Annotated in this window: 24 protein-coding genes; 10 read left to right on the top strand and 14 right to left on the bottom strand. The window is 52.4% G+C overall.

Annotation, left to right across the window (positions count from 1 at the left end; genetic code table 11):
• Positions 1 to 58 precede the first annotated feature (58 nt).
• Positions 59 to 1,651, top strand: coding sequence for an ABC-F family ATPase (locus DMB82_RS07465; RefSeq protein WP_102117735.1), 1,593 nt, complete (start codon positions 59 to 61; stop codon positions 1,649 to 1,651).
• Between the two features lie 238 nt (positions 1,652 to 1,889).
• On the opposite strand, the gene DMB82_RS07470 is transcribed toward DMB82_RS07465, so the two are convergent.
• From DMB82_RS07470 to DMB82_RS07480, 3 genes are all read right to left on the bottom strand, one after another.
• Entirely contained in the window at positions 1,890 to 2,222 is a 333-nt protein-coding gene (locus tag DMB82_RS07470; protein WP_116162625.1) for a hypothetical protein, read from the bottom strand.
• A 119-nt stretch (positions 2,223 to 2,341) separates the two neighbouring features.
• On the bottom strand, positions 2,342 to 2,911 hold the full coding sequence (locus DMB82_RS07475) for a hypothetical protein (RefSeq protein ID WP_116162623.1): 570 nt from the start codon (positions 2,909 to 2,911) through the stop codon (positions 2,342 to 2,344).
• Between the two features lie 205 nt (positions 2,912 to 3,116).
• A complete protein-coding gene (locus tag DMB82_RS07480) occupies positions 3,117 to 3,425 on the bottom strand; it encodes a Rha family transcriptional regulator (RefSeq protein WP_116162621.1) in 309 nt (102 codons plus the stop codon).
• A 307-nt stretch (positions 3,426 to 3,732) separates the two neighbouring features.
• On the opposite strand from DMB82_RS07480, the gene hutW reads away from it, so the two are divergent.
• The 7 genes from hutW to fdhE all read left to right on the top strand — a co-directional run bounded on the left by hutW (position 3,733) and on the right by fdhE (position 10,494).
• Positions 3,733 to 5,046: a heme anaerobic degradation radical SAM methyltransferase ChuW/HutW gene (hutW, locus tag DMB82_RS07485; protein ID WP_116162619.1), complete on the top strand. Its 1,314-nt coding sequence runs from the start codon at positions 3,733 to 3,735 to the stop codon at positions 5,044 to 5,046.
• Between the two features lie 14 nt (positions 5,047 to 5,060).
• Positions 5,061 to 5,561, top strand: a complete 501-nt coding sequence (hutX, locus tag DMB82_RS07490; RefSeq protein ID WP_110162209.1) for a heme utilization cystosolic carrier protein HutX — start codon at positions 5,061 to 5,063, stop codon at positions 5,559 to 5,561.
• On the top strand, positions 5,558 to 6,187 hold the full coding sequence (locus DMB82_RS07495) for an NAD(P)H-binding protein (protein ID WP_094371161.1): 630 nt from the start codon (positions 5,558 to 5,560) through the stop codon (positions 6,185 to 6,187). The genes hutX and DMB82_RS07495 overlap by 4 nt, the downstream gene beginning before the upstream one ends.
• A 160-nt stretch (positions 6,188 to 6,347) precedes the next feature.
• Positions 6,348 to 6,824, top strand: a complete 477-nt coding sequence (locus DMB82_RS07500; RefSeq protein WP_167469135.1) for a YlaC family protein — start codon at positions 6,348 to 6,350, stop codon at positions 6,822 to 6,824.
• Between the two features lie 208 nt (positions 6,825 to 7,032).
• Positions 7,033 to 7,755, top strand: coding sequence for a glutamine amidotransferase (locus DMB82_RS07505; protein WP_110162211.1), 723 nt, complete (start codon positions 7,033 to 7,035; stop codon positions 7,753 to 7,755).
• A 121-nt stretch (positions 7,756 to 7,876) separates the two neighbouring features.
• Entirely contained in the window at positions 7,877 to 9,328 is a 1,452-nt protein-coding gene (locus DMB82_RS07510; RefSeq protein WP_110162212.1) for an aminotransferase-like domain-containing protein, read from the top strand.
• A 236-nt stretch (positions 9,329 to 9,564) separates the two neighbouring features.
• The gene (fdhE, locus tag DMB82_RS07515) at positions 9,565 to 10,494 is read left to right on the top strand and encodes a formate dehydrogenase accessory protein FdhE (protein WP_039497485.1); all 930 of its coding nucleotides are present in this window, start codon (positions 9,565 to 9,567) and stop codon (positions 10,492 to 10,494) included.
• An 88-nt stretch (positions 10,495 to 10,582) separates the two neighbouring features.
• Here fdhE and DMB82_RS07520 read toward each other — a convergent pair whose 3' ends face one another.
• From DMB82_RS07520 to DMB82_RS07545, 6 genes are read right to left on the bottom strand one after another with little or no spacing between them, the layout of a single operon-like run.
• On the bottom strand, positions 10,583 to 10,903 hold the full coding sequence (locus DMB82_RS07520) for a DUF202 domain-containing protein (RefSeq protein WP_110162213.1): 321 nt from the start codon (positions 10,901 to 10,903) through the stop codon (positions 10,583 to 10,585).
• A gap of 3 nt (positions 10,904 to 10,906) precedes the next feature.
• Complete coding sequence (locus DMB82_RS07525; RefSeq protein WP_014916006.1) at positions 10,907 to 11,272, bottom strand: YidH family protein; 366 nt, start codon at positions 11,270 to 11,272, stop codon at positions 10,907 to 10,909.
• 14 nt (positions 11,273 to 11,286) lie between these two features.
• Positions 11,287 to 12,249: a MurR/RpiR family transcriptional regulator gene (locus DMB82_RS07530; protein ID WP_080724598.1), complete on the bottom strand. Its 963-nt coding sequence runs from the start codon at positions 12,247 to 12,249 to the stop codon at positions 11,287 to 11,289.
• A 1-nt stretch (position 12,250) separates the two neighbouring features.
• Positions 12,251 to 13,132, bottom strand: a complete 882-nt coding sequence (locus tag DMB82_RS07535) for an aldose epimerase family protein (RefSeq protein WP_110162214.1) — start codon at positions 13,130 to 13,132, stop codon at positions 12,251 to 12,253.
• 10 nt (positions 13,133 to 13,142) lie between these two features.
• Positions 13,143 to 14,903 (bottom strand): sulfatase, encoded by a 1,761-nt coding sequence (locus tag DMB82_RS07540; RefSeq protein WP_110162215.1) that lies wholly within the window; start codon positions 14,901 to 14,903, stop codon positions 13,143 to 13,145.
• 20 nt (positions 14,904 to 14,923) lie between these two features.
• A complete protein-coding gene (locus DMB82_RS07545) occupies positions 14,924 to 16,465 on the bottom strand; it encodes a PTS transporter subunit EIIC (RefSeq protein ID WP_110162216.1) in 1,542 nt (513 codons plus the stop codon).
• A 193-nt stretch (positions 16,466 to 16,658) separates the two neighbouring features.
• Between DMB82_RS07545 and DMB82_RS07550 the strand changes: the two genes are divergently transcribed.
• The gene (locus DMB82_RS07550) at positions 16,659 to 17,876 is read left to right on the top strand and encodes an anaerobic sulfatase maturase (protein ID WP_110162217.1); all 1,218 of its coding nucleotides are present in this window, start codon (positions 16,659 to 16,661) and stop codon (positions 17,874 to 17,876) included.
• 95 nt (positions 17,877 to 17,971) lie between these two features.
• On the opposite strand, the gene cydX is transcribed toward DMB82_RS07550, so the two are convergent.
• The 5 genes from cydX to DMB82_RS07575 form a co-directional block, all read right to left on the bottom strand.
• Positions 17,972 to 18,076, bottom strand: a complete 105-nt coding sequence (gene cydX / locus DMB82_RS07555) for a cytochrome bd-I oxidase subunit CydX (protein WP_010278781.1) — start codon at positions 18,074 to 18,076, stop codon at positions 17,972 to 17,974.
• A gap of 19 nt (positions 18,077 to 18,095) precedes the next feature.
• Positions 18,096 to 19,235: a cytochrome d ubiquinol oxidase subunit II gene (cydB, locus tag DMB82_RS07560; protein WP_110162218.1), complete on the bottom strand. Its 1,140-nt coding sequence runs from the start codon at positions 19,233 to 19,235 to the stop codon at positions 18,096 to 18,098.
• Between the two features lie 14 nt (positions 19,236 to 19,249).
• The gene (gene cydA / locus DMB82_RS07565; RefSeq protein ID WP_116162617.1) at positions 19,250 to 20,827 is read right to left on the bottom strand and encodes a cytochrome ubiquinol oxidase subunit I; all 1,578 of its coding nucleotides are present in this window, start codon (positions 20,825 to 20,827) and stop codon (positions 19,250 to 19,252) included.
• A gap of 540 nt (positions 20,828 to 21,367) precedes the next feature.
• On the bottom strand, positions 21,368 to 21,985 hold the full coding sequence (locus tag DMB82_RS07570; protein ID WP_110162220.1) for a tail fiber assembly protein: 618 nt from the start codon (positions 21,983 to 21,985) through the stop codon (positions 21,368 to 21,370).
• On the bottom strand, positions 21,985 to 24,117 hold the full coding sequence (locus DMB82_RS07575; protein ID WP_228400058.1) for a phage tail protein: 2,133 nt from the start codon (positions 24,115 to 24,117) through the stop codon (positions 21,985 to 21,987). Before DMB82_RS07575 ends, DMB82_RS07570 begins: the two co-directional genes overlap by 1 nt.
• A gap of 300 nt (positions 24,118 to 24,417) precedes the next feature.
• Here DMB82_RS07575 and DMB82_RS07580 point away from each other — a divergent pair, with 300 nt between their 5' ends.
• A complete protein-coding gene (locus DMB82_RS07580) occupies positions 24,418 to 25,707 on the top strand; it encodes a nitrate regulatory protein (protein ID WP_110162221.1) in 1,290 nt (429 codons plus the stop codon).
• Positions 25,708 to 25,722: the final 15 nt, after the last annotated feature.

Below are 25,722 nucleotides of genomic sequence, written 5' to 3' on the forward strand. Positions count from 1 at the left end.
ATCGCGCGCTTGTGGCATAATGCGCGCCAAATCACATTCCGACTCGAGTATAAGTGCTGTGTTAAGTACCAACAATATCACCATGCAGTTCGGCAGCAAGCCGTTGTTTGAAAACATTTCCGTTAAATTTGGCGGCGGCAACCGTTACGGTTTGATTGGCGCAAATGGCTGCGGTAAATCTACCTTTATGAAGATTCTCGGTGGCGATCTGGTGCCGAGCGCCGGTAATGTCTTCCTCGATCCTAATGAGCGCCTGGGTAAACTGCGTCAGGATCAGTTCGCTTTTGAAAAATACAGCGTGCTGGATACCGTCATCATGGGCCACGGGGAGCTGTGGGCGGTAAAAGAAGAGCGCGACCGTATCTATTCATTGGCTGAAATGAGCGAAGCCGACGGCTATAAAGTTGCCGATCTGGAAGTGCAATACGGTGAGATGGATGGCTACAGCGCAGAATCACGCGCGGGCGAATTGTTGCTGGGCGTGGGGATTCCCGTTGAGCAGCATTATGGCTTGATGAGTGAGATTGCTCCCGGTTGGAAACTCCGTGTCCTGCTGGCGCAGGCGCTGTTTGCCGATCCCGATATCCTGCTGCTCGACGAACCGACCAACAACCTGGATATCGATACGATCCGCTGGTTGGAGCAAGTGCTGAACGAGCGTAACAGCACCATGATCATCATCTCGCATGACCGTCACTTCCTGAACATGGTTTGTACGCACATGGCGGATCTGGACTACGGCGAGCTGCGTATTTATCCCGGCAACTATGATGAATACATGACGGCAGCGACGCAGGCTCGTGAGCGTTTACTGTCCGATAACGCCAAGAAGAAAGCGCAGATTTCCGAACTGCAATCGTTCGTCAGTCGCTTTAGCGCCAACGCTTCTAAATCCAAGCAGGCGACATCGCGCGCACGTCAGATTGATAAAATCCAGTTGGATGAAGTGAAAGCCTCCAGCCGTCAAAACCCGTTTATCCGTTTTGATCAGGATAAGAAACTGTTCCGTAATGCGCTGGAAGTTGAAGCGCTGAGCAAAGGCTTTGATAACGGTCCGCTGTTCAGCAAGCTGGGTCTGATGATCGAAGTGGGTGAAAAAGTCGCTATTCTGGGTGCCAACGGTATCGGTAAATCGACATTGCTGAAAACGCTGGTCGGTGATGTCGAGCCGGATAGCGGTACGGTGAAATGGTCTGAAAACTCAAAAATTGGCTACTATGCGCAGGATCACGAATACGAATTCGATGAGACGCTGACCGTTTTTGACTGGATGAGCCAGTGGAAACAGGAAAAAGACGACGAGCAAGCCGTGCGTAGCGTACTCGGTCGTTTGCTGTTCAGCCAGGACGACATCAAGAAGAAAGTGAAGGTGTTATCCGGTGGTGAAAAAGGTCGCATGCTGTTCGGTAAGCTGATGATGCAGCGTCCGAATATTCTGGTGATGGATGAACCAACCAACCACCTTGATATGGAATCCATTGAATCGCTGAATATGGCGCTGGAAATGTATGAAGGGACGCTGCTGTTCGTCTCTCATGACCGTGAATTTGTCAGCTCGTTGGCGACCCGTATTCTGGAAATTACGCCAAATAAAGTGATCGATTTCACCGGCAACTATGAAGATTACCTGCGCAGTCAGGGTATTCAGTAAGCCATTAGCCGCTTTCCTAAACAGTTGTTTGGGAAAGCGGATCTTTCAGCGGTTCACTATCTGGCAATGTCTTCGAATTGTAGTGAACCACGCCAGCAGCCCGAGGGTTAATTGTTCAAGGGGGACGTGTTTTGATACTCCGTTAACGGTGACAATATCGGAATCTGTTTCATGCTTCAGGCGGCACAAGTATGCCTTAGAGCCACCTATTCAGCCAGTGCGTTTATATCATCCATCATTATTTACATGCCTCGACGCCTAAGTAATATGCTATTGATTCATAGACTATCCCACTCATACGCGGGTCTGGCGATGATGCCTTCATTTGTTCGAGTGTTTCACCATCTCCAAGGTATTTAACCGTGGAATTCTTGCAATCGTAAATGCGTTTAGAATAAGAGGTTCCCGATGGCCCTACGCGTTTTGTAACGATGGTTTTCATTCCACCTTGCGAACCCTTTTCGAGAATTGTGTACTGCGCTTTAGAGTCTGTTGGAATGGTAATCACATAATTTTTAGCACTCACCCCACCAGAAACCAGCAATAACGCTGCAATCGCTATCTTCTTCATCGCTATCCCCATTGGTAAATATTAGTTAATCGTAGACGGAACCGTGTGCAATGGGAAGCAAGAAACCCGCCGAAGCGGGTTGGATGAGGGGGGATGCAGGCTAATTTGTAGCTGTAGCGTCAAGGCGATAAGCTATCTCCGTTAAGACTGAACTCAACATGAACTCGACCTGAAACGCGCCTGTCAGAATATCCGCTTTTGCTCTCACCCATTCCTATATATAGTTTTCCAGTATAATTCTCGTGCGAAAAAACCGACTCCCACTTGCCACAGTTGGTGTTTGTTACGCAAGGGAAAAAGGAAAAATCGTCATTGTATACATGTTCGTTAACTTCTTTTGGCGTTCCGTATCTTTCAGTGAGTATTTTCTTCAGCTCATTATAAATGTGCTTACTTTTATCAATACTGTCGAGGCCAGTAAGATCGTATGTATTAAAGGTTATTCTCTTAAGTCTATCGTTTTTATATAAAAAGTTATATGCACCTTCTATATTAAAAGATTCTTTCGGCGGTGTTGTTACATATAGAATTACCCAATCACCTCTTAATGGTATTTTATTGAATGTCGGAAGCCCCAATGAGGACACGCTTCTAGATCTATCATTCCACTCAACACCAAATGGCGCTTCGGATTTTCTATCGCAACCTGAAAGCAAAACTAACAAAGTCGCAATCGCTATCTTCTTCATCCCTATCCCCATTGGTAACATTTTCTCACAGGTTAGCACAGAGACATAGCAACACAACTGATCAAATATCAGGATTTCAGGAAGGCAATCAATCGATAGCGTAACTTAATCACTTCTCAACCTTTTCCATGTTCTTGGTAGCTTTTCTACATCTACCTTCTTCCAGTCGCAATAGTGGTATTTTTTTCTTCCGCTCATTCATCAATCAGCTGCCGATAGTGCCTTTCAGCTTCGATCTGGTATCCTCTGTCGCTAATTGGTGCATTGCCTCTTCGCCCATTAGTTGGCGGTTCTGTAACTGTCCAGCCATCCAGTTGAAAGCCTGAATGTAGGTTATTTTGCTTTGCATGGCTGCTTTACCCGTGAATCCCATAACTACCAGCATGAAGCCGTCTTTTGTCATGCTGTACATACGGCGCATTTCTCCTTTTTTATCAATATATTCAACCTCCTCAAAATTGAGGTGGTTGAATTCAGGAGGACAATCAACCTCTAACCGTTTAATCGCTCGGATAACGTTGTCGTGCCGCTTGCCGAAAAATTTTGCCTATTAATCTCTCAAATTAACGAACTTTAATAAACGCTGTTTTTTTTTCGTACTTGTTAAAAAAACAAAGAGGGATACATCGTAACCCTCTGAAATAAAATAGCGATACGTTTTTTCGGCATGATTTTCAGTTTGCACAAAAGAAAACGATTTGTTAATCCACTGCGTCATTTTGTCGCACTCACATTCCGCCTGTTTATTTACGCCTCCGTCACGTTGCCAAATAAAAATAATTATCATTTAATTTATTTTATTGATTATTTGGGGGCCGTTAATGAACATCGATTTGACGCCGTATTATGCCGAGCCCGGTGAGCAGCCTTTTGGTGCCCGACGTATGGCAATGCCTTGGCGCAACTCTGTGCCGCTTTCACCAGAACAGATTCCGGCCGGTTGGCAGACGCTGAAGCAGCAGATCGTGCCTGCGCGTAAGCGTCTGCTCTATCTGCACATTCCTTTCTGCGCCACGCACTGCACGTTCTGCGGTTTTTATCAAAACAAACTGCGTGATGACAGCACGGCGACCTATACCCGCTATCTGTTGCAGGAATTGGCGATGGAAGCGGACAGCCCACTGCATCAGTCTGCGCCGATTCATGCGGTGTATTTTGGTGGTGGTACGCCAACGGCGCTGGCGGCCGATGAGCTGTCGCAGATCATTCGCGCGATCCGTACTTCTCTGCCGTTGGCACCGGACTGTGAAATCACGGTGGAAGGGCGGGCGATGGATTTTGACGATGAGCGGATCGATGCCTGTCTGGATGCCGGAGCGAACCGCTTCTCCATCGGGATTCAGACGTTCGATACTCGCATCCGTCAGCGTATGGCGCGTACGTCGGATAAGCAGCAGTCAATTCGCTTCCTTGAGCGCCTGTGCGAGCGAGACAGAGCCGCCGTAGTGTGCGATCTGATGTTCGGCCTGCCGGAACAAACGCCGGAAATCTGGCGCGAAGATCTGGCGATCGTCAGTGATTTACCGTTAGACGGCGTCGATCTGTATGCGCTTAATCTGTTACCGACCACGCCGCTGGCGAAAGCGGCCGAAAACCAGCGTGTCGCGCTGCCTGATGTGGTGGCCCGTCGTGACTTTTACCGAACTGGCGCGGCATTTCTGGCCGATGCTGGCTGGCACCAGCTTAGCAACAGTCACTGGGCACGCACCACGCGTGAACGCAACTTGTACAACCTGCTGATTAAACAGGGCGCGGACTGTCTGGCAATGGGCAGCGGCGCGGGCGGCAATATAAACGGGCAAGCCTACATGATGGAACGTAGCCTGGAGCGCTACTACCAGCAGATCGATCAGGGGCAAAAACCGATCATGATGATGACGCCAGCCAGTCCGACCGGGCCGTGGCAGCATCAGCTTCAGGCGGGTATTGAGGTTGGCCGTATTAAGCTGCCTCAACTGACCCAACATGCCCGTGAACTTCAGCCGTTGCTTAGCCAATGGCATCAGGCCGGGTTGACCTGTGACGATTCCACCTGCCTGCGCCTGACCAACGATGGCCGCTTCTGGGCGAATAACCTGATGCAGGCATTACAACAAATTATCCCCCAGCTTAATGCCGAAGAGCATGCGCACTAACCGGAGACGCAGACATGACGATGACACTGAATGAATTACTGGCAACCAACCCTGATGGCACGCTGGAAGAGATTGCCGGAAAATATAATACCTCGCTGTTTGCTGTCGTTGAGGCCTTGCCTGCGGCGCAGCGTACGCTGGCGGCGAGCGATCGTTTCGATCACGTCTGGGACACGATTGCGACCTGGGGTGAAGTGACGCTAATCAGCCACACGGCGGACGCGATTCTGGAATTCAAGAGCGAGCTGCCAACCGGTACGCATCGCCACGGTTACTTTAACCTGCGCGGTAAAAATGGCCTGAGCGGACATATCCGCGCAACGAGCTGTCAGCACATTGCGTTTATTGAACGTAAATTCATGGGGATGGACACGGCGTCCGTGGTGTTCTTTAATGCCAGCGGTACGGCGATGTTTAAAATTTTCCTTGGACGAGACAGCCACCGCCAACTGCTGAGCGCTCAGGTTGAGGCGTTCCGTGCGCTGGCGAGTGAATTACAACCGGAGCAGGTATGACGTGGTTACTTTTCGGCGCAGGCAATGGGGTCGGCGCCTGCTTATTACAGCGCGCTATTGAGTGCGAGCAGGCGGTCGTACTCGTATTACGTAATCCTGAACAGGCCAAACACTGGCGTGAGCAGGGAATGACGGTAGTAGAAGGCGATGCTTGCGAGCCGGAAACGGTCGCGGAAGCCTGTCGTGTGGCGGGGCCTTCTGCCATTGTGGTATCGACAATGGGCGGCGGCACGGTAAATTATCAGGGTCATCGCACGGTGATCGATGGTGCCGAACAGGCAGGCCTCAAGCGTATGCTGCTGGTGACGTCACTGGGCTGCGGCGATAGCTGGCCGCTGTTGTCGCCACGCGCCAGAGCTGCGTTTGGCTTCGCGGTACGTGAGAAATCGCTGGCAGAAAGCTGGTTGCAAAGCAGTACGTTGGATCACTGTATTGTTCGTCCCGGCGGTCTGCTGGACGTGGTTGCGACGCACAATGCAAAACTGACGCAGGGTGCTGCTACGCTGGGGTTGGTGTCACGCTGGGATGTCGCGCTGGCGGTTGATCAACTGTTGCAGCAACCCGTGTTTGGCAATCACATCTACAATCTGATCGATCCCGATCTCACGATGCCCGCCATTCCGTAATCTCCGCCATTCTGTCACCGAGGTTGCCGGGGTAATCCATCCCGGCATCCGACAAACTGTTATAGTTAATCTGTCGAAAACTGTATCTGTTATCTCTCATGGGGCTATGTTCTAATCGATGCCAGCAGTGTTGTATTCCTCAAGCACGATGGTGATGACGATGGATGAAGTAAAACGCCTTCTGACCGAAGAGATCGAACGTATTAATCGGGAAGAAAAACGCGACAATAAAATACGTTTTAGCCGCAAATTCATGCAGTCACACCCCTATCTGTTTGCCGCGATGCTGGTGAGCTACGTGCCGGTCGCGATCATCCTCTTTTATGCCCCTTATTTTGGTTTACCGTATCTGATCGGCTTTACGGTTTTCCTGCTGGTGATGACGCTGGCGCTCTCGGTAGATATCAACCCGACCTATCGCTTTGAAGACATTGATACGCTGGATCTCCGTGTTTGTTATAACGGCGAGTGGTTTACGGTCCGCCACGTATCACAGGACACGCAGGATAAGCTGCTACGCAACGAGCAGGTGCCATCAGCCGTGAAAGCAGGGATAGAGCAAATTCGACGTACGAAAGGTGACGTTGATTTCTACGATGTTTTCTCGCTAGCCTACCGTCAACAGTCTTCCCGTTAGCAGACTCTTTCTGCCCTCAAACCGCCCCATTTCACGATGATAAAATAATGCGCAGGTTTTTTTCCCCATGCGCAGATTTTCATGATGGCTGGTTTTCATTGAGTCACAGTGCTACGTTCGTTATAAGCAGTGAGCGCCGCATTCTTGTGGTTTTTCAGACGAATGGTTTTTCAAATTTGTGATTTTCAAATACGGGCAGAACAGGACGATGAGCGAAAAGGTATTGCTGGTGATTCAGTTAGGCCAACCGCCGGAAGGCATTGCGTCTCAGGTTGGGCAACAGGGGAAGTGGTTTACCGATGCGGTGCAGGGGAACACGCAGCCGGTGCAGGTGGTCCGTCCCGATCTCGGAGAGCGACTGCCATCGTTCGATACGCTGGCGGCGGTGGTAATCTCCGGCTCGTGGTCGATGGTCACCGATCGACTGGACTGGAGCGAATACACCGCAGGCTGGCTGCGTGAAGCGTATTACGCGGATGTTCCGCTGCTGGGCGTGTGCTATGGGCACCAACTGCTCGCCGATGCGCTGGGCGGTAAAGTGGGGGATAACCCGAACGGCAAGGAAGTGGGTGTTCAGGTTGTGACAATCCATGAAGCCGCGGCGCAAGACATCTTACTGCGTGATTATCCGCCGCAGTTTGGTGCTTATCTGACCCATCAGCAATCCGTGCTGGAACCGCCGGAAGGTGCACAGGTGCTGGCAAGTTCAGAGATGGATGGCTGCCAGATTATCCGCTATAGCGATAAAGTCCTGACCGTGCAATTTCACCCGGAATTCAGTGCGGACATCATGCTGACGTGCTTGCGTTATAATGAAGCGGCGCTACGGCAGGGCGGCTGGGATGTCGATCGGATGATGGATATTCCGCAGGAGCCCGTCTGGGCGCGCAAGATTCTGTTGGATTTTGTACAACGCTACGCGGCGAAATAGTCTTCGCACATAGTCCTCGAACAGCGCGTTGTTCTCGATAAAGCATCCTTCTCGATCATGACCTGTCGGTGGTGATCGAGCTAAAAATAATGACAGACTCACCCACCGAAACTGTAGCGCTATGGCAAAGTTTGAACAGCTCGCTCACCAGATCCGTGAGCAGCTTCAGGAAGGGATCTGGCAGCCGGGCGACAAACTGCCCTCGCTGCGGGAAAAATCACTGCATTCGGGTATGAGCCTGATGACCGTGCTGCACGCCTATCAGCTGCTGGAAAGTCAGGGGCTGATTGTGTCGCGTCCACAGTCGGGTTATTACGCGGCACCAAAGCTGTCCACGCTACCAGCAGACAGCCTGCATTCGCCCGTGGGGCAGGAGCGCGTTCAACTGACCGAAGACGTAGACGTCAACGCGTTCATTTTTGATGTGCTTCAGGCCAGCAAAGATCCGGCGGTCATGCCGTTCGGATCGGCGTTTCCCGATCCACAGCTCTTTCCACAGCGTCAGTTGACACGCTCGCTGGCCTCGGTGGCGCGTCATATGCAGCCACACAGCGCGCTGGATAACTTGCCGCCGGGTAATGAAAGCCTGAGGAAGAACATTGCTCAGCGCTACGCGTTGCAGGGGATTGCCGTCTCTCCCGATGAGATTGTGATTACGGCGGGCGCGATGGAGTCCCTTAATCTCAGCCTTCAGGCGCTGACGGAACCGGGCGATTATGTGGTGATCGAATCTCCCGCTTTTTATGGCGCGCTACAGGCGATCGAACGCCTCAAACTCAAAGCGATTGCGATTGCAACCGATCCACAGCAGGGCATCGATCTTGATGCGTTGCAGCAGGCGCTGAACGACTATCCGATCAAAGCCTGCTGGCTGATGACCAATTTTCATAACCCGCTCGGCTGCACGCTGTCCTGGGAGAAGAAACAGCGGCTGGTGGTGATGCTGGAAAAACATGGTGTCGGGCTGGTAGAGGATGACGTCTACAGCGAGCTTTATACGGGCCTGCAACGTCCGTTGCCCGCAAAAGCGTTGGATAAAAAAGGCTCGATTCTGCACTGCTCCTCGTTTTCTAAAAATCTGGTGGCGGGGTTCCGCATCGGCTGGGTGGCGGCCGGAAGCTATGCGGGCAGCATTCAGCGTTTACAGCTGATGAGTACCTTATCAACCAGTGCACCTATGCAACTGGCGATTGCGGATTATCTGGCGACCAGCAGCTATGACAGCCACCTGCGTCGCCTGCGACGAGCGCTGGAACAGCGTAAACACGCGGCGTTACAGTCGCTACGACGACACCTCCCGGGCGATGTCCTCATTAATCATTCGCAAGGTGGTTATTTTCTCTGGCTGGAGTTGCCTGAAGGTGTCAGCAGCACGGAGCTATACCGCCGCGCGCTGGAACGAGGCGTCAGTATTGCGCCGGGGAAAATGTTCACGACCGGTGACAAATACGATCGTTATTTCCGCTTCAACGCCTCCTATGAATGGGACGAGCGCTGTGAACAAAGCGTGATCGTATTGGCAGCGCTGATTCGATCGCAGATAAGCGAGCGTTTGACCCGATCACCCCTTTAGAGGTGTGGAGATGTTTGCCGCTTTTCTGCTACTGTTTCCGTCATGGCGGAAGGTGACTGAATGGATGGCGAAAAACAGCCATAACCTTGCCGGAAATCAGAAAGTCGCTAGTCACGATGCGTATAATTCCGACTAAAGGTGAGCTATACCCGCTATCTTTCGGACCGCGCTGGCGGCCTTCCGGCACCCCGAAATCTATCGGATAGACAACGTAAACAACAGGAAAAATCCCCCTGATGAGTATTCGCATTGTTCCTCAGGAACAGTTAGAACAGAACGAAAAATCGATGCCGGAAGGGAATATTCCTCCGTTGCTTTTTGCCAATTTAAAAAGCCTGTACAGCAGCCGCGCGGAGCGTCTGCGTCAGTTAGCTGAAGATCACCCGCTGGGGGATTATCTCACCTTCGCCGCAGGCGTGGTGGAAGCCCAGCAGAAGGTATTGCACGATCATCCGTTGAAGCTTGACCTGAGTGACGTGCTGAAACAGTCTGGTGAACGTCCGCCGCTTGATATCGCGGTGTTCCCGCGTGATGCGCACTGGCACACGCTGCTGCGTGCGCTGATTGAAGAATTGAAGCCAGATGCCAGCGGACAGGTATTATCTACGCTGGAGAATCTGGAAAAAGCCTCAGAGCAGGAACTGGAAGAACAGGCAACGGCGCTGCTGCAACACGAATTTCGTGCCGAGAGCAATGATAAAGCCCCGTTCATCTGGGCGGCGCTGTCGCTGTTCTGGGCGCAGATGGCAAGCCAACTGCCCGGTAAAGCGCGTGCCGTACCCGGCGAACATCGCCAGTTCTGCCCCGTGTGCGGCAGTATTCCGGTCTCGGGCGTGGTGCAGTTAGGTACGTCCAGCGGGCTGCGTTATCTGCACTGTAATCTGTGCGAAAGCGAATGGCACATGGTGCGGGTAAAATGCAGCAACTGTGAAGAATCGAGCGAACTGAACTACTGGTCGCTGGATAGCGAAAACTCCGCCATCAAAGCGGAAAGCTGCGGCCACTGCGGCACGTATCTGAAGCTGTTATATCAGGAAAAAGATCACCGTGTAGAAGCCGTCGCCGACGATCTGGCGTCGCTGGTGCTGGATGTGAAAATGGAGGAAGAAGGTTTTTCTCGCAGTAGCATCAACCCGTTCCTGTTCCCGGAAAGTTCGATCGAATAATCCGTCTAATCGGTGAAGCGCGTTTGGGCTTCACCGCCTTTCTTTTCAGAAAACCTTTCTTTTCAGAAAAAATGACAGAAAATCGGGGCTACCACACGCCGCTGAAATGCAGCAGCAAGACCAGCGCGGTGAGCACAATTGACGCTGACGTGAGCACGATCAGCCCGTGGCTGGCGCGTGATAGCACCGATTGGCAATGGGCGTTAAAGCGGTAGCGCAGAATCGCCAGCACCGACATCAACGCAGAAACACACAAGAGCAGAATGGCGCAGGCAAATACCACCCGGCTGTCATTCACCATGCTCAGACGAAAACACAGCAGGCTGTTGATCAGCACCACAAACAGCGTACGTGACCAGGCCATGCCGGTTCGCTGTGGCTGTAACCCCGGATCGCGAGTCGTGTCCATGCGCTACCCGAACAGAATCATGGCGGCAAGCGCGATGGCAATGAGGGTGATGAACAGCGTCACGATCAGCAGCATTGGCGTATACGGCATATCGCTTTCCTGACGCATCGCTTTCTCATTACTGACCCAGCGACGATACGCCAACGCCCCAAGCAGTGCCGCGCTGACGACCAGCAACAACGACAGCCCTTGACGCAACAGTGGATCGATGTGCACGGTAAATTGGTCGATACCCACCGCGCCGGCAAGAAACGCCAGCGCGGTGCGAATCCACGCCAGAAAGGTGCGCTCATTCGCTAATGAAAAACGGTAGTCCGGGGTTTTCCCCTGACTCCACCACGGTGTTTTGTCCTGTCTGGGTGTTGTCATGTTGTCGTCTGATTTCAGGTTGAATGTTGTTTAATGCGCTCTTTAATCAACAGCGCTTTGATTGAGATGCTCTGGCTGGAAAAGTCTTTAAAGTTCTGTTTGGTGAGTTCGGTGCAGAGAAACTCGATCATGAAAAGCTGCGAAACACGGGTGCCGATAGAATCCCCCTGATAGCGTTCACTTTCGCCACAGGTTAACAGCACATAATTTCCTAAACTCGTGAGCGGCGAGTGTGTGCTGTGGGTTATTGCAAGCCGTGTGGCGCCTGCTTTTTCCGCGAGTTTAAAGGCATTCACCACTTCCGGGGTTTCGCCAGAGTGTGAAAACGCGACAACAAGATCGTCAGGCTTCAAATTTGCCAGTTTTAACGTCATTGAGAACCGATCGGTAAAGGCATCGGAATCAATGCCGATACGGTTCATCTTGTCACGCGCTTCCAGTGCCGCAAGGCCAGATGCGCCGAAGCCGATAAACATCACGCGACGCGCCGAGATAAACAGACTGACTATCTGATTGATCGTCTGCATATCAATCAGATCGATGGTTTCCTTGACGGCTCTGTCTACCGTGAGGGCAATTTTTTGTGCGACATCGTGACGCGTATCATTCATCAGGATATCGGGAGTGGCGGGCAATGACAGATCGCTGTCATCAAACAGCTCACGGTTCAGCGCGCTTTTCAGTTCCAGCAGACCGGCATAGCCGATGTGTTTGCAGAACCGGACGATGGTCGCTTCACTCACGCCGATCTCCACTGCCAATTTCTTGACCGGCAATTGGGCAACCATGCTGGGGTTTTGCAGCACGTAATTGGCGATAGTCTGGTTCGTGTCGCTGAGGCCATGCAAGATATTCGCGATATACGTTCGAACTTTTTCTTTATTGATGCTCATGGGGGATTCCTGCGTCGCCATCGTACACAGAGCGTGCTGATTCTGAATCAGGCCTGTCGTACCGCTGCTGAATATTCCCCGCATTTTACCTTGCTCTTCCTTTTTCGTCTGCGTTGACCGTGAAGTTAAAGCCACATTCAAAGCGTTCGCCCGATTGTAGCGCCACAATACCCCGCTTGTGCCGCAATTCGCCTGTGAAATCGGGCGCGTCTGTCGTCCCAAAAAGCGGTTCAATACAGAGTAAATTGGCACCCGGCTCTGACCAGAGTGCGAGCCAGGGGTGCATATCGGTACAGAGTTGGATCAGGCTAGTCCCTGAGGGAGAAATAACGTCGATGGTCTGCTGCTCCGCATGGCTGAAATAGAGCGCGCCGTTGGCAAATGTCTCGGACGTTAACGGCAGCACGTCAGCAATAGGAGCGGGGGCCGCGTCGTTCACGATCAGTGTTCTCTGGTGGGTAGGCCACGGACCGCGGCAGCGCGCAGATGAAAAGCGGACGTGCCAACCGGGCTCCTGGCCAATTGGAATAGCAAATCCGGGATGTGAGCCCAGCGAAAACCACAGCGTATTGTCATTGGTATTGACCAGCCGATAGCGAACCACCACACGCCTGTCGTGCAGTTCATAATGGACATCAAGCTGCCAGCGAAATGGCCACATGGCGAGCGTTTCTGACGTGTCATGGCAGCGGAGGTGTAGCGCTTCCTGACACTGTTCTACCACCGTAAACCGCTGGTGCCGCAAAAAACCATGAGCAGGTAACGGCCAGTGTTTACCGTAATGATAAATTCCCTGATGAACGAGTTGCCCGACAACAGGAAAAAGCAGCGGGGCGGTACTCTGCCAGCCCGTATCGCCGGGCTGCCAGAGCCATTCCCGCTGAGCATCCGTCAGGCTACGCATTTCCGCGCCGTTGGGATGCACTTGCAGCGTCAGCTGCGTATTACTCAGCGTTAATGTGTTCATCGTTTCCCTGTCAATCAATCCGCAAGAGCAGGCGCGCCTGATACACCAATTCCGGCTGTGCTGCCGGAGAAAATGCCGCCGCAATCATCAGGAAAATATCGCTTTCGCGCAGCATAGATGTCTGAGGAATCGATTGCAGCATCGCGGTGAGCGAGAGATTGGCCGCTTTTCCTGCATTAATCAGCAGGCGCAATGATTCATAAACGCCGCGGTGTTCGCAACTGACATCCAGCCCAGCCAGTTCAGGATAGTGCTCATAGCGTGCCCGATCCTGCTGTTCCCGATCGGCACTTAGCGCATCGAGGCTGAAACGGGAATAGAGTTCAGGCGGGGCGTCATTTTCCCTGAATAGTGCGGCAATCTTCTGGGCATAGGCCATCGCCCGCTGTGGATCCTGCAACGCCTCTTTCTGCCGAGGATCATCAGCGACATTGAATAACTTGTCGCCATAGCGATAGGCGTTGAGGTAGCCAAAGGTGGCTGGGATCTTCATGACCTGCGCACCTTGGGTGAAATCAAATCCGGGGTGCAGTGTCATATGCCGGAAATCACCGAGCGCAAACGGGCTGTCGATGCGCGTGGGCATTAAGGTGTATTCGAACAGATCCGTCTTGTCGTTTTGTCGCGGACCGCGCATGTAGACGTACTCACCGTCGGTGATATTCACGTGCCCGCCAAAGTACCCGTACAGCGCGCTGTCACGGATGGGCGTATCGTTTTCAATCGCCGGACGTAGCGGCCTGCCGTGCATGGTGGGCGGCAGCGGTACGTTGAAATAATCGAGCAGCGTGGCAGGAATATCGATGGTTTGTGCCAATGCCTGCCGCCGTTCTCCCTGAATTCCGCTACGAGGATCGCGTATGAAGAAGGGCGTGTTGGCGATTTCGTTATACACCGGCATGATATTTTTGCCCCACCACTGGTGCTCGCCCAGCAAAAATCCATGATCGGTACACACGATAAACAGGGTGTCGTCCCACAGCCCGTTTGCCTTGAGGTTGTCCATCACCTTACCAAGATAATCGTCACACATCGTGACCAGCGCCTGATAAAACGTCTTCACCTTCTCGGCATGCTCAGGGCTTTCCGTCGCGCAGTAGTAGGGTGTCCAGCCGTTGAAGTCTTCCGCTTTACAACCGTACATGTCCAGATACTTTTCAGGCACGAAGAAGGGTTCATGGGGATCGAAGCATTCAATCTGCAAGAACCAGTTATCGTCGTCTTTGTTGTTGTTGATGAAGTCCAGCCCGGCCTGAATTGTGCGCTCGGTGTAGTGCTCTTTTTGGGTCGGCATCGCGGCGCGGTTGATGAAATCCTGCGTAATGCGCTTGGTTCGCCGCTGGCGCGTGTTTTCATCCTCCATGCCCTGATAGTGGATGGCGGGTTTGGCGACTTTGCCTTGCCAGCAGTCGCCTTCTTGCCCACGAATAAATTCAAAGGTGGAGTAGCGGGTATGGTAGGTTGCCCCACCATCACGCCAGTAATGTTTGTGGTCGGTCACCATATGAGTGTGGATGCCGTGCTTGTCCAGCGCCTGCGGCATGGAGAAATCAAACGGTTCCAGCGGCCCCCAACTGCGGTGCAGGAAGTTATATCGACCGGTATGAAGCTCGCGCCGTGCCGGCATGCAGGGCATGCTGCCGACATAAAAGTTATCGAACTGCACCGACTCCTGCGCCAAACGGGCAAAGTTAGGCGTAATGGCGTCACCGCCATAGGGCGACAGATGGTTACGGGTCAGCGTATCGAACATCAACATGACAGCTTTCATTTTCTTATCCTTGCTAACCGTTAAACGGCCATTAATTCTTCAACTTCGTTCTTAATCAGCGTGACATGTGGGCCATATACCACCTGAACGCCTTGCCCGCGAATAAACGTCCCACGGCTGCCTAACGCTTTAAAATCATCGGTTTTCACCTTTGTGGGATCGCTAACGGTAATGCGCAGTCGGGTGGCGCAGCAGTCCACGTCAATGATGTTGCCTTTCCCGCCCAGCGCGGCAATGATGCCCTGAGCGCGCTCGGTTCCGGCAAGCGTCGGTGTTTCGCTGTCGGTGGTAGACTCATCTTCACGACCAGGCGTTTTCAACTGGCGTAACTGAATCAGGAAGCGGAATGAGCAGTAGTAAAGGGTAAACATCACGGCACCCAGCGGCAGCATCAACACCCAGTTGGTTTTGGCATTGCCTTGCAAGACGCCGAACAGCAGGAAATCGATCAGTCCGCCGGAGAAGGTTTGTCCGACAGTAATTTCGAGGACGTGCGCCAGCATGAACGCTACGCCGGTCAAGACGATATGCACCAGGTACAGCAGCGGTGCACAGAACATAAAGGCGAATTCCAGCGGTTCGGTAATGCCGGTTACGAATGCGGTCAGCGCGGCGGAAAGCAACAGTCCGGCGACTTTGCCTCGGTTCTCCGGCTTGGCGCAGTGGTAGATCGCCAGTGCGGCACCGGGTAAACCAAACATAAAGTCAGCAAAGCGGCCTGCCATGAAACGGGAAACGCCGATGTAATATTGCGTCACGCTGGGATCGGCCAGTTGCGCAAAGAAGATTTTTTGTGTTCCCTGCACCAGCGTACCGTTCACCATTTGTTCTCCACCGATACTGGTCATCCAGAACGGTAAATAGAAAATATGGTGCAGGCCGAATGGGATAAGGCATTTAAGAATCATGCCGTAGAACATCGTGCCGATATACCCGGTCTTTTCTACCAGCCCACCCAGGTGGGAAATACCGCTCTGGATCGGCGGCCAAACGTAAAAGAGCAACACGCCAAGAAACAGTGCAGCAAATGACGCCACGATCGGAACAAAGCGAGAACCGCTGAAGAATGCCAGCAGTTCGGGTAGCGCGATCTTGTTATAGCGCCCGTGTAACCATGCGGTGAGCAGGCCGCTAAGAATACCGCCAAGGACGCCAGTCTGAAGCGTCGTAATACCAAGAATAACGGCTTGTCCATGCACGGCCAGATTATCTGTCGCCAGCGTGTTTGTGATCACCAACATGGCATTAATGGCCTTGTTCATGACCAGAAAAGACAACACAGAAGCGAGCCCTGCGGTTCCTCTATCGGTGTTGGTCATACCCACTGCAATCCCGACGGCAAACAGCAGTGGCAGGTTATCAAACACGGCGCTGCCACACAGTTTCATCAATGTGAAAATGGCCTGCAAGACAGCATTATCAAGGAACGCGTAAGTTCCGATAGTGATTGGGTTGGAAAACACACCGCCTATACCCAACAGCAAACCTGCAGCAGGTAAGACGGCGATAGGTAACATAAACGATTTACCCAACTTTTGTGCGCCGGAGAAGAAACTGTTCATGAGAGAACCCCTGGTGTTGTGCATTATTTTAAGAAATAATAATTTCATTGATTTATTGTGTTTCTGAAATTATTATTTCCATTGTTTTCTCACACTGTCAATATCAAATATCCAGAGAGTGATCATGGTCACTTTTCAAGTGCGTGGATAACCGACGATCGTTAACATCCGGCAAATCCCGGCGGGAGGTAAGATGAAACGACCTTTTCACCTGATGGCAAAACCCACCAGCTATCAGTGTAATCTTGCCTGCGACTATTGCTTCTATCTTGAGAAAGAGCAGGGAACGCTTAAAACGGCGAAATCGAAGCGGCATATGGATGACGACATCCTGCGTCAGTACGTGCGGCAGTACATTGAGGCAAACCCCGCAGGCGAAATTGAATTTACCTGGCAGGGCGGCGAGCCCACGATGGCGGGCATCGATTTCTACCGCCGCGCGTTGGCCTACCAGCGACAATATGCTCAGGGAAAGGTCATTCGCAACAGCATGCAAACCAACGGTGTATTGCTTGATGAGGAGTGGGCGGCGTTTCTGGCGGAGAATCAGTTTTTGATTGGTTTGTCGATAGACGGGCCAAAATGGTTGCACGACCGCTACCGCGTTACCCACAGCGGGAAATCGGTTTTTGATCGGGTAATCAATGCGGTGGCGGTGCTAAAACAGCACAAGGTTGATTTCAATCTGTTAACCGTCGTGAATAATGAAACGGCGCAGGCTCCGTTGGAGATCTATCGATTCCTGACTCAGGAACTGGGAGCACAGCATGTCCAATTCATCCCTGCCGTTGAACAGCGTCCGGTTGATAGCTGCTATGGTGAATTAATTCATCCACAGACGTTAGGGAACACGCAGGTGACGCCGTGGTCGGTCAGCGGCGAGGCGTATGGCCATTTTATGAACACCATTTTTGATTACTGGGTGCGCCACGACGTTGGACGGGTATTTGTGCAACTGTTCGATAATGCACTGGCCGCATGGGCGGGAGACAAGCCCAGCCTCTGCGTCATGCAGGCGACCTGCGGCACGGGGCTGGTGGTTGAGATGAATGGTGATATTTACAGCTGCGATCATTTTGTTTATCCAGCACATCGGCTGGGTAACCTGACCACCGATCGTTTGGATAAGTTGGTCAATAGCAAACAGCAACGCCAGTTTGGTATGCAGAAAGCTAATCTATCGCCAGAATGCGTGCGCTGTGAATACCGTTTCGCCTGCCACGGCGGGTGCCCGAAACATCGTATTCACCGTGTTGATAAGCATTGGCATAACCATCTTTGCGCGGGCTATAAGGCCATTTTTTCCCATATCGATCCCTATATGCGTTATATGACGCAGCAGTTGCAGCGACACCAGCCGCCAGCCAATGTGATGAACGTGGCAGCATTTATTGCGGCGGAGCAGGTGTAGCCTGGGAGTGAGCGATGACAGGCCATGTCCGTCACGGGATCAATGGCCTGCCAAAAACGAAGGTTTATCAGCACGATGTGTTGTTAAAACGAAAGCTACGAAGCGTCTTTGCCCGCTTCATGGTTCTCTACTGCCAGCGCGGTGACCAGCGCGAACGCGCAGGCCAGCAACGTGCCGAGTATCCAGGCGAAATACCACATCTTCTTTCTCCTTAAGTTGTTAGTAAACGGAATGTTTATTGGCTTCGATGTAGCGGGCATCGATCCGGCCAAACATTTTGTAATAACACCAGCTGGTATAAAGCAGGATGGTGGGAACAAAAATACAGGCCAGAATGGTCATCACCTGAAGCGTAAGCTGGCTGGACGTGGCATCCCAGATGGTCAGGCTGACGTTGGGATCGAAGCTGGAAGGCATCACGAACGGGAACAGCGTAATTCCTGCCGTCAGAATCACGCAGACAATCGTCAGTGATGAAGTCAGGAAACCCCAGCCGCAGCGGTCTATGCGAGAGAAGAGGCAGGTGAACCACGGCAGAGCCACACCTAATGCGGGGATCGCCCACAGCGCAGGGTGCGTCGTAAAGTTGGTTAACCACGCCCCAGCCTGCTGGACCACCTCTTTATTCAGCGGGTTAGACGGGGCCGCTTTATCTATTGCGGAGGTAATCAGGTAGCCGTCGATGCCGAACAGTACCCAAAAACCAGCCAGTAAGAAGGTGAGGCTCATCAGCGCGCTGGCGATCTGGACGGTTTTTTGCGCGCGACGCTGAAGCGCCTCTGTGGTGCGCATTTGCAGGTAAATGGCACCGTGTGCGACGATCATAGCGACACTCACGACGCCTGCCAGCAGCCCAAACGGATTCAACAGGCCAAAGAACCCGCCGTGGTAGGTGAGGCGCAAATACATATCTACACTCAGCGGCACACCCTGCAACAGATTCCCGAAAGCGATGCCGAATACCAGCGTGGGGACGAAGCTGCCGATGAAAATGCCCCAGTCCCACATATTGCGCCAGCGGCGGTTTTCCAGCTTGGAGCGATAATCAAAGCCAACCGGGCGGAAGAACAGGGCGGCGAGTACCAGGATCATGGCGAAATAGAAACCGGAAAAGGCGGCGGCATAGACCATCGGCCAGGCGGCGAACAGCGCGCCCGCGCCGGTGATCAGCCAGACCTGATTGCCGTCCCAGTGTGGAGCGATCACGTTGATCATCACCCGTCGCTCGGTATCGTTCTTGCCCAGCAGGCGCAGCAGAATGCCTACGCCCATATCAAAGCCGTCGGTGATGGCGAAGCCGATGAACAACAGGCCAATCAATCCCCACCAAATCAGGCGTAATGTTTCATAATCCAGCATTATTATGGCTCCCGTTACGGTTTTGCAGGTGTTGCGAGGGACGATGCGGTCGGTTGTTCAAAGTGGTAGCGGCCGGTTTTCAGGCTGCTTGGCCCCAGTCGGGCGAATTTGAACATCAGATACATTTCCGCAATCAGAAACAGCGTATACAGTCCGCAAATCAGCCCCATCGACAGCAGAATGTCGTGTGCCTCCAATGAAGAATTGGCAACGGCGGTAGGCAGAACCTCGCCGACTGCCCACGGCTGACGGCCGTACTCGGCGACGAACCAGCCGGATTCAATCGCGATCCAGGGCAGGGGAATCCCGTACAGCGCGGCGCGGTGTAGCCATTTACGCTGTCCCATGCGGCCGCGTATCACGCTCCAGAACGACAGCGCAAAAATGCCAAGCATCAGCACGCCGCAGCCCACCATCAGGCGAAACGCGACATACAGCGGTGCGACGCGCGGGATTGAGTCTTTGGTTGCCTGCTGAATCTGGTTTTCACTGGCGTTGGCGACGTCATCGGTATAGCGCTTAAGCAGCAGGCCGTAGCCAAGATCGCGCTTGGCAGCCTCAAATTGTGCGCGAACGGCGGGATCGGTGTTGCCCGAACGCAGTTCCTCCAGCAGACCATAGGCCGTCATGCCGTTACGAATGCGAATCTCATGTTGCGCCATCAGGTCTTTAATACCGACGACGGGTTTGTCGAGCGAACGCGTGGCGATGAGCCCCAGCAGGTAGGGAACGTGGATCGCATAATCGTTCTGCATCGTTTCTTGATTGGGGATAGCGAACAGCGTGAAAGAGGCCGGTGCAGGCTGTGTTTCCCATTCGGCTTCGATCGCTGCCAGCTTGGTTTTCTGTACGTCGCCCATCACATAGCCGGATTCATCACCCAGTACGATGACGGACAGCACCGAAGCCAGGCCGAAACTCGCTGCAATGGCGAACGAGCGCTTGGCAAAGGCAATATCGCGGCCTCTCAGCAGGTAGTAAGAGCTGATCCCGAGGACGAACATCGCACCAGCGGTGTAGCCCGCTGCCACGGTGTGGACGAACTTCACCTGCGCGACCGGGTTCAGCACCAGTTCGGCGAAGCTCAGCATTTCCATGCGCATGGTTTCATAATTGAACTCAGCGGCAATCGGGTTTTGCATCCAGCCGTTGGCGACCAGAATCCACAGGGCGGAGAAGTTGGAGCCCAGCGCAACGAACCAGGTCACCAGCATATGCTGGACTTTAGTCAGACGATCCCAACCGAAAAAGAACAGGCCGATCAACGTGGATTCGAGGAAGAACGCCATCAGCCCTTCCATCGCCAGCGGCGCGCCAAAAATGTCGCCCACGTAGTGAGAATAGTAAGACCAGTTGGTACCGAACTGAAATTCCAGCGTCAGACCGGTTGCCACGCCCAGCGCAAAGTTGATGGCGAACAGCTTGCCCCAGAATTTGGTCATATCCTTGTAGATTTGCTTGCCGGTTAACACATACGTGGTGTTCATAATGGCCAGCAGGAAAGACAACCCCAGCGTTAGCGGGACAAAAAGAAAGTGATACATGGCGGTCAGGGCAAATTGCAGCCGCGACAGCTCAACGACATCAAACATGTTACGCTCCTAACTTCAGGCAGGAAAATGCAGTTATTCCGATACTTGCCGGAATAAATAGTGATGAATAAATGCGAATAAATTACCGTCGACGGAATTTTTATCCGTCGTAAATTAACGATCACTGATCGGCGTGAGATAAGAATAAATAGTGAGTGAAACGTGTGGAGATTATACCGTGCAAAAACTTAAGGATAAATAGTACAGTTTTTCGATTTGACGTCTTTATCGTTAATGTTGATTTTTTGGTTTTATATGTTTAGTTTTAACTTATTCTTGGTTTTTAATTTTATTGAAATTAAATTTATTATCATTTTGTGCTTGGTTTTTTCATGTGTTAGTGACTTATTTTAATTTAAATAGTACAGATTTGAAATATATAAATATAACAGTTTCATTTTTTATTTTATTTTACATTTGGCGATAAAAATAATTAGAAATTATCAGAATGTCCTGCTCAAAGAGAGGGCGATAAGGCGTGTGTGCCGTATGCTAAATACGGCACACCATTATTGATGTAATGGATGCGGGTTACACCGATTACACGGAGGGCGCTACTGGCCACACGACGGATGCAGCAGTGAGATCAATACGGTTCAATGTAACCAGATAAATTTTCCATTGGGTTAGCCGTTCTTGCTCTTCATCCGTGGCAATAGCCAAGTCCACTGCATAGTTCAGCTCGGCAATTCGGGTCGTTGCTGTCGCGCGCCGTGCCGCCAGTTCCTGCTGTAGGCTTTTAGTGACGGCAAGTTGTTGCGCCTCCTGATTTGTCACCCATGCCGCACCATCCCATTGATCAAACTCGGTTGCTGGAGCCAGAAAGGTCATATTTTCAGGCAGATCGCCGAATTGCATTACCGTCTGCGCCTGACGGGTTTCTGTGTTGTAAACCATCTGGCCGCGATAGTCTGGCACCTGTTCCCAGGCCTTACCATCTGCGCTACGGCGCAAGGCTTGGCCGACAGGCGGCAATTGCGGTTCGTCGGCATAGCTGTCGGCGGGCAGGCCAACACCTTGCATCACATATTCATAGCTGGCGCTCTGATATTCCCGCGTAGCCGGGTTCACGTGATAAACCGTAATCCACCCGGTGTTGATGGCTAATCCACGTTCGTTCAGTTCTGCGTTTTTAATTTGTGTTGAATAGTTGCTCATTATGCTGCTCTCACGATGTAGTTAAAGGCGATATTGCGTGGACGGTTTTCAGCACCGCCGGATGGGGATGTCTTGCTGTCGTAATAGAGCCACGTCCCATTGTCTGAATCGGTGGAATGGGACCCGATGTTATTGTTGTAACCGTTTGGGACAATCTCGGTATATGTAGATGTAATACCAGCCTCAATGTAATAACGGTCTCTGTACTCATGCGTGTGGCTCTGCATTGTGTCACCTTGCGCTGACATCAACGCACGCCCCGCATCAGCCCCACGCCCGTCATCCCAACCGCGTACGAATTCACCGCGCAAATCGGGCAGGAAACCGGACGGGTAGCGGGACGCTAAAACAGGGAATTGTGCGGTATCGAACTGCTGGCCATTGCATTTTAGCCACCCTGCTGGCGCAACAGCGCCGGGGAATAGCTGCGGCATGCCTGCTAGTTCAGATACGGGCATCGCGCCAATAGCGGCGGGTGTTAGGTTTCCTGAATGATAAAGGTGAACGGGCGGTAACCAACCCGTGGAATGGCGTTTACGTAGTGTGAAATAGTTATAGTCCAGTGAGGTCATGTTCTCATCTGCGAGAACCCATCCCCATTCAGTGCCGTCGGCGTCCCCAGCCCGATGGCGTGCGGACAAAAAGCATGCCCACCCGTTATTTTCAAACTCAACAGAGCCGATTAGATTGTTTCTTGAGCGGTCACAGACATACAGCCAATCAGCAATAGTGGCGAATTTTGTCGTTATTGCATTTCCGACCGCCCCCGTTGTCATACCGCTGCCGCCGTGCTCTTTGCGTAGTGGTAACGTAAAGTCGCCCTCAGTCCAGACCCTTGCAGAATTCACCAGAAGTTTGCTAGCTGTGATATTAATCAGTGACAATGCTTCGCCTGGTGCTGGCGGCGGTGTGGCAATCCGTACGTTATAGTCAGTGCTGGATTTACCATCTGTGTGAAAATCAACATAGCAATAGGATGGCGTGCCGTTTGTCCCACCGTACTCAATAACATAATCGCCATCGACATTCGGTTCATTGATTTCAATAATACGAGTCGGGATGCGAGTCGTGCTAGCATAAGACACCACTGGAGTGACCCATCCCTGCCAGTAACCATTACCCAATATCACCCATGCAGTGCGTGACGGATTGGTAACATCTACGACGCTCAGTACACCAAACCCATCCGTCGACGATTTCCACTCCATAATGGAAGGGCCAAACCCAGTGGGTAACCCCGTAACATTAGCGGAATCGCATTGATACAAATCTGACGGCCGATTCGCCTTAAAATAATCCAGAATATTGACGTGGCTTATTTGCACGGCTTTGCCGCCCCATGCCGACTCGATTATTCCCACATTCTGACGAAACTCAGCTTTATTCGGGATATCCGCGCCGTTCTGATCTTTTGCCAGCTTCCCGGCTAGTGCATTCAGTACGGTTGTACTGAAATTTGGATCATTGCCCAACGCATTAGCCAGTTCTTGCAGCGTATCGAGCGCCGCAGGAGAACCATTAACCAATGCGGCTACGGCGGCTTTCACAAAGGCCGTTGTCGCCAATTGCGTGTCATTAGAACCGGAGGCAGCCGTCGGCGCGGTTGGGATTCCTGTGAATACCGGACTCGCTTTTGGGGCATATTGAGGGTGCGCATCGAGGATGGAAGCATGAGCATTCAGCTTACTGGCCGCGTCAGTTTTCACTTCAGCAATCGCATTCAATATGGTTGTTCTGAAGTGCGGATCGTTACCTAACGCATTTGCCAACTCTTGCAGCGTATCCAGTGCTGCTGGAGAACCGTTGATCAGCGCGGCGATAGCCGATTTCACAAATGCTGTAGTGGCAATTTGCGTGTTGTTTACCGTTTGCGCGGCGGTGGGCGCGGTGGGCGTTCCCGTCAGTGCCGGGCTATTTTTGGGGGCATATTGCGAATGCGGATCGCTGGCCGCCAGATGTAATTGCAAACTCTCACCAGTGGTTTCCTGCATTTTCTTCAGGTAAGCCGTGCGGCTGGCTAACTGCTCTGCCTGACGGTTGGAGATCCCCCCTGGGCCTGCGACAACGGGATCCGATGTCTCAAGCTGATAAATTCCATCAATCCAGCTTTCTTGTTCAGATAAATTTGCCATGTTCATGCCTTCCTATGGTTGTGTCGTCGCTACGATGCGGCTTTTACAGCGATTTTTTCTGTTTCCACGCCGATGTCAGCATCGTGCCGATGGCTATAAAACCGTTTTAGTAACGATGAAGAGAGTACCTTTTGCGATGAGGCTGGTTTAGCAACGGAGTTTAAAAATTGAGGTGAAACGTGTGCGGAAGCGGCAGTCACCGTGCGGATGCTATGTCCTTGCTTCCTGATAACTGTGAGCTGATGCAAATGGCGCGCTAATTGCATAGTCCTGATTGTGGTTTTTTCAGGAGAGAGTGCAATGGTGGCGGAGCCTTCAACGACAATTCGATTTTTACTTGCCTCGCGCCAGTGTGAGCTGAACAGCCTGCGCTACCTGCTGCAAAGCGGTGAGCTGGTGGGCAAAATTAGCCAGCTCGTCCATCTATTGCAGCGTGAACGGGGAACAGCCAACCTGTTTCTTTGCTCCGACGGCCGATTGTTCGCCGACGAGCTGGCGCTACGTGAGAAAGATGTGCAGGTGGCGCAGACGCATTTGATGACGCATCTGGCCGGGTTGGAAAAAATGACGGCGGAGTTGCCGCAGGCGAGCCGTTTATTCAGCCGCGTTGCCAGCGTGGTTTATGCGCTAAGTCTATTGCCCGCGCTGCGCCAGCAGATTCGCCAGCGCTTGCTGCCTCAGCCGCAGGCGATGACATTTTTCAACGATATTGTCCGTAATCTGCTGGCGTTGGTTTTTGAAGTCTCGGACACGGCGGCCGATCCGGGGATTTCCCGCGCGCTGATTGCCATGTTCAGTTTTATGCAGGGAAAAGAGCTGGCAGGGCAGGAGCGGGCTATGGGTGCTGCGGCCTATGCGGCGGGCAGTGTTGATGAGGAAACCCGGCAAAAGCTGCTGGATTTGATTGAGCGGCAGGAACGCTGCTTCGATACCTTTCTGAATTTTAGCGATGAGGAAAACCAACAGCGCTGGCGTGCTATTGCACTAGACAGTGAGTTTGAGCGCCTGCGCCGCATTGTGTGCACCCGCAGCCCGATAGAAAAGCTGTCGGAAGCGGATAGCCTGCACTGGTTTTCGATTGCCACGCGGCGCATCGACGAAATGAAGCGGATGGAAGATGAGCTGGAGCAGACGCTGATGCAGCGCTGCCGTACCCGTATTGCGGCAGCGGAGAAGGCGTGCAGCGATCAGCGCGCGGATCTCGACGCGCTGATGGTGCAGCAGGAGCGTGACGATCCCGGTTATTCGATATTTATCGCTGGTCATGATGTGGAAGGGCAGAACGTCCCTCCCGGCTGGCTGAATAGCGATGGTGTCAGTCCACAGTTGGGACGATCGCTGTTATCGCTGGTGCAGCAACAATCGCGGCGCTTACAGGCGCAGGATCATGAACTGGCTGCGCTGCGAGCCACGTTGAATGAAAGAAAGCAGATCGATCGTGCGAAAGGTTTGCTGATGCAGCACCGTGGATTAAGCGAAGAAGAGGCCTACAAAACCCTGCGCCGCATGGCGATGAGTCAGAATAAAAAGCTGATTGACATCGCAACGGCGATGCTCGCGGTGGCAGATGTATTCGGAGATACCCCTTAAGAGGTATATGCACAT

The organism is Pectobacterium aquaticum, from assembly GCF_003382565.3.
GTDB lineage: Bacteria > Pseudomonadota > Gammaproteobacteria > Enterobacterales > Enterobacteriaceae > Pectobacterium > Pectobacterium aquaticum.

What these genes read in the sequence shown, in the direction of transcription:
- DMB82_RS07470 (WP_116162625.1), bottom strand. Translation starts at nt 2,222, where the DNA reads ATGAAGAAGATAGCGATTGCAGCGTTATTGCTGGTTTCTGGTGGGGTG.
- DMB82_RS07475 (WP_116162623.1), bottom strand. Translation starts at nt 2,911, where the DNA reads ATGAAGAAGATAGCGATTGCGACTTTGTTAGTTTTGCTTTCAGGTTGC.
- hutW (WP_116162619.1), top strand. Translation starts at nt 3,733, where the DNA reads ATGAACATCGATTTGACGCCGTATTATGCCGAGCCCGGTGAGCAGCCT.
- hutX (WP_110162209.1), top strand. Translation starts at nt 5,061, where the DNA reads ATGACGATGACACTGAATGAATTACTGGCAACCAACCCTGATGGCACG.
- DMB82_RS07495 (WP_094371161.1), top strand. Translation starts at nt 5,558, where the DNA reads ATGACGTGGTTACTTTTCGGCGCAGGCAATGGGGTCGGCGCCTGCTTA.
- DMB82_RS07500 (WP_167469135.1), top strand. Translation starts at nt 6,348, where the DNA reads ATGGATGAAGTAAAACGCCTTCTGACCGAAGAGATCGAACGTATTAAT.
- DMB82_RS07505 (WP_110162211.1), top strand. Translation starts at nt 7,033, where the DNA reads ATGAGCGAAAAGGTATTGCTGGTGATTCAGTTAGGCCAACCGCCGGAA.
- DMB82_RS07510 (WP_110162212.1), top strand. Translation starts at nt 7,877, where the DNA reads ATGGCAAAGTTTGAACAGCTCGCTCACCAGATCCGTGAGCAGCTTCAG.
- fdhE (WP_039497485.1), top strand. Translation starts at nt 9,565, where the DNA reads ATGAGTATTCGCATTGTTCCTCAGGAACAGTTAGAACAGAACGAAAAA.
- DMB82_RS07520 (WP_110162213.1), bottom strand. Translation starts at nt 10,903, where the DNA reads ATGGACACGACTCGCGATCCGGGGTTACAGCCACAGCGAACCGGCATG.
- DMB82_RS07525 (WP_014916006.1), bottom strand. Translation starts at nt 11,272, where the DNA reads ATGACAACACCCAGACAGGACAAAACACCGTGGTGGAGTCAGGGGAAA.
- DMB82_RS07530 (WP_080724598.1), bottom strand. Translation starts at nt 12,249, where the DNA reads ATGCGGGGAATATTCAGCAGCGGTACGACAGGCCTGATTCAGAATCAG.
- DMB82_RS07535 (WP_110162214.1), bottom strand. Translation starts at nt 13,132, where the DNA reads ATGAACACATTAACGCTGAGTAATACGCAGCTGACGCTGCAAGTGCAT.
- DMB82_RS07540 (WP_110162215.1), bottom strand. Translation starts at nt 14,903, where the DNA reads ATGAAAGCTGTCATGTTGATGTTCGATACGCTGACCCGTAACCATCTG.
- DMB82_RS07545 (WP_110162216.1), bottom strand. Translation starts at nt 16,465, where the DNA reads ATGAACAGTTTCTTCTCCGGCGCACAAAAGTTGGGTAAATCGTTTATG.
- DMB82_RS07550 (WP_110162217.1), top strand. Translation starts at nt 16,659, where the DNA reads ATGAAACGACCTTTTCACCTGATGGCAAAACCCACCAGCTATCAGTGT.
- cydX (WP_010278781.1), bottom strand. Translation starts at nt 18,076, where the DNA reads ATGTGGTATTTCGCCTGGATACTCGGCACGTTGCTGGCCTGCGCGTTC.
- cydB (WP_110162218.1), bottom strand. Translation starts at nt 19,235, where the DNA reads ATGCTGGATTATGAAACATTACGCCTGATTTGGTGGGGATTGATTGGC.
- cydA (WP_116162617.1), bottom strand. Translation starts at nt 20,827, where the DNA reads ATGTTTGATGTCGTTGAGCTGTCGCGGCTGCAATTTGCCCTGACCGCC.
- DMB82_RS07570 (WP_110162220.1), bottom strand. Translation starts at nt 21,985, where the DNA reads ATGAGCAACTATTCAACACAAATTAAAAACGCAGAACTGAACGAACGT.
- DMB82_RS07575 (WP_228400058.1), bottom strand. Translation starts at nt 24,117, where the DNA reads ATGGCAAATTTATCTGAACAAGAAAGCTGGATTGATGGAATTTATCAG.
- DMB82_RS07580 (WP_110162221.1), top strand. Translation starts at nt 24,418, where the DNA reads ATGGTGGCGGAGCCTTCAACGACAATTCGATTTTTACTTGCCTCGCGC.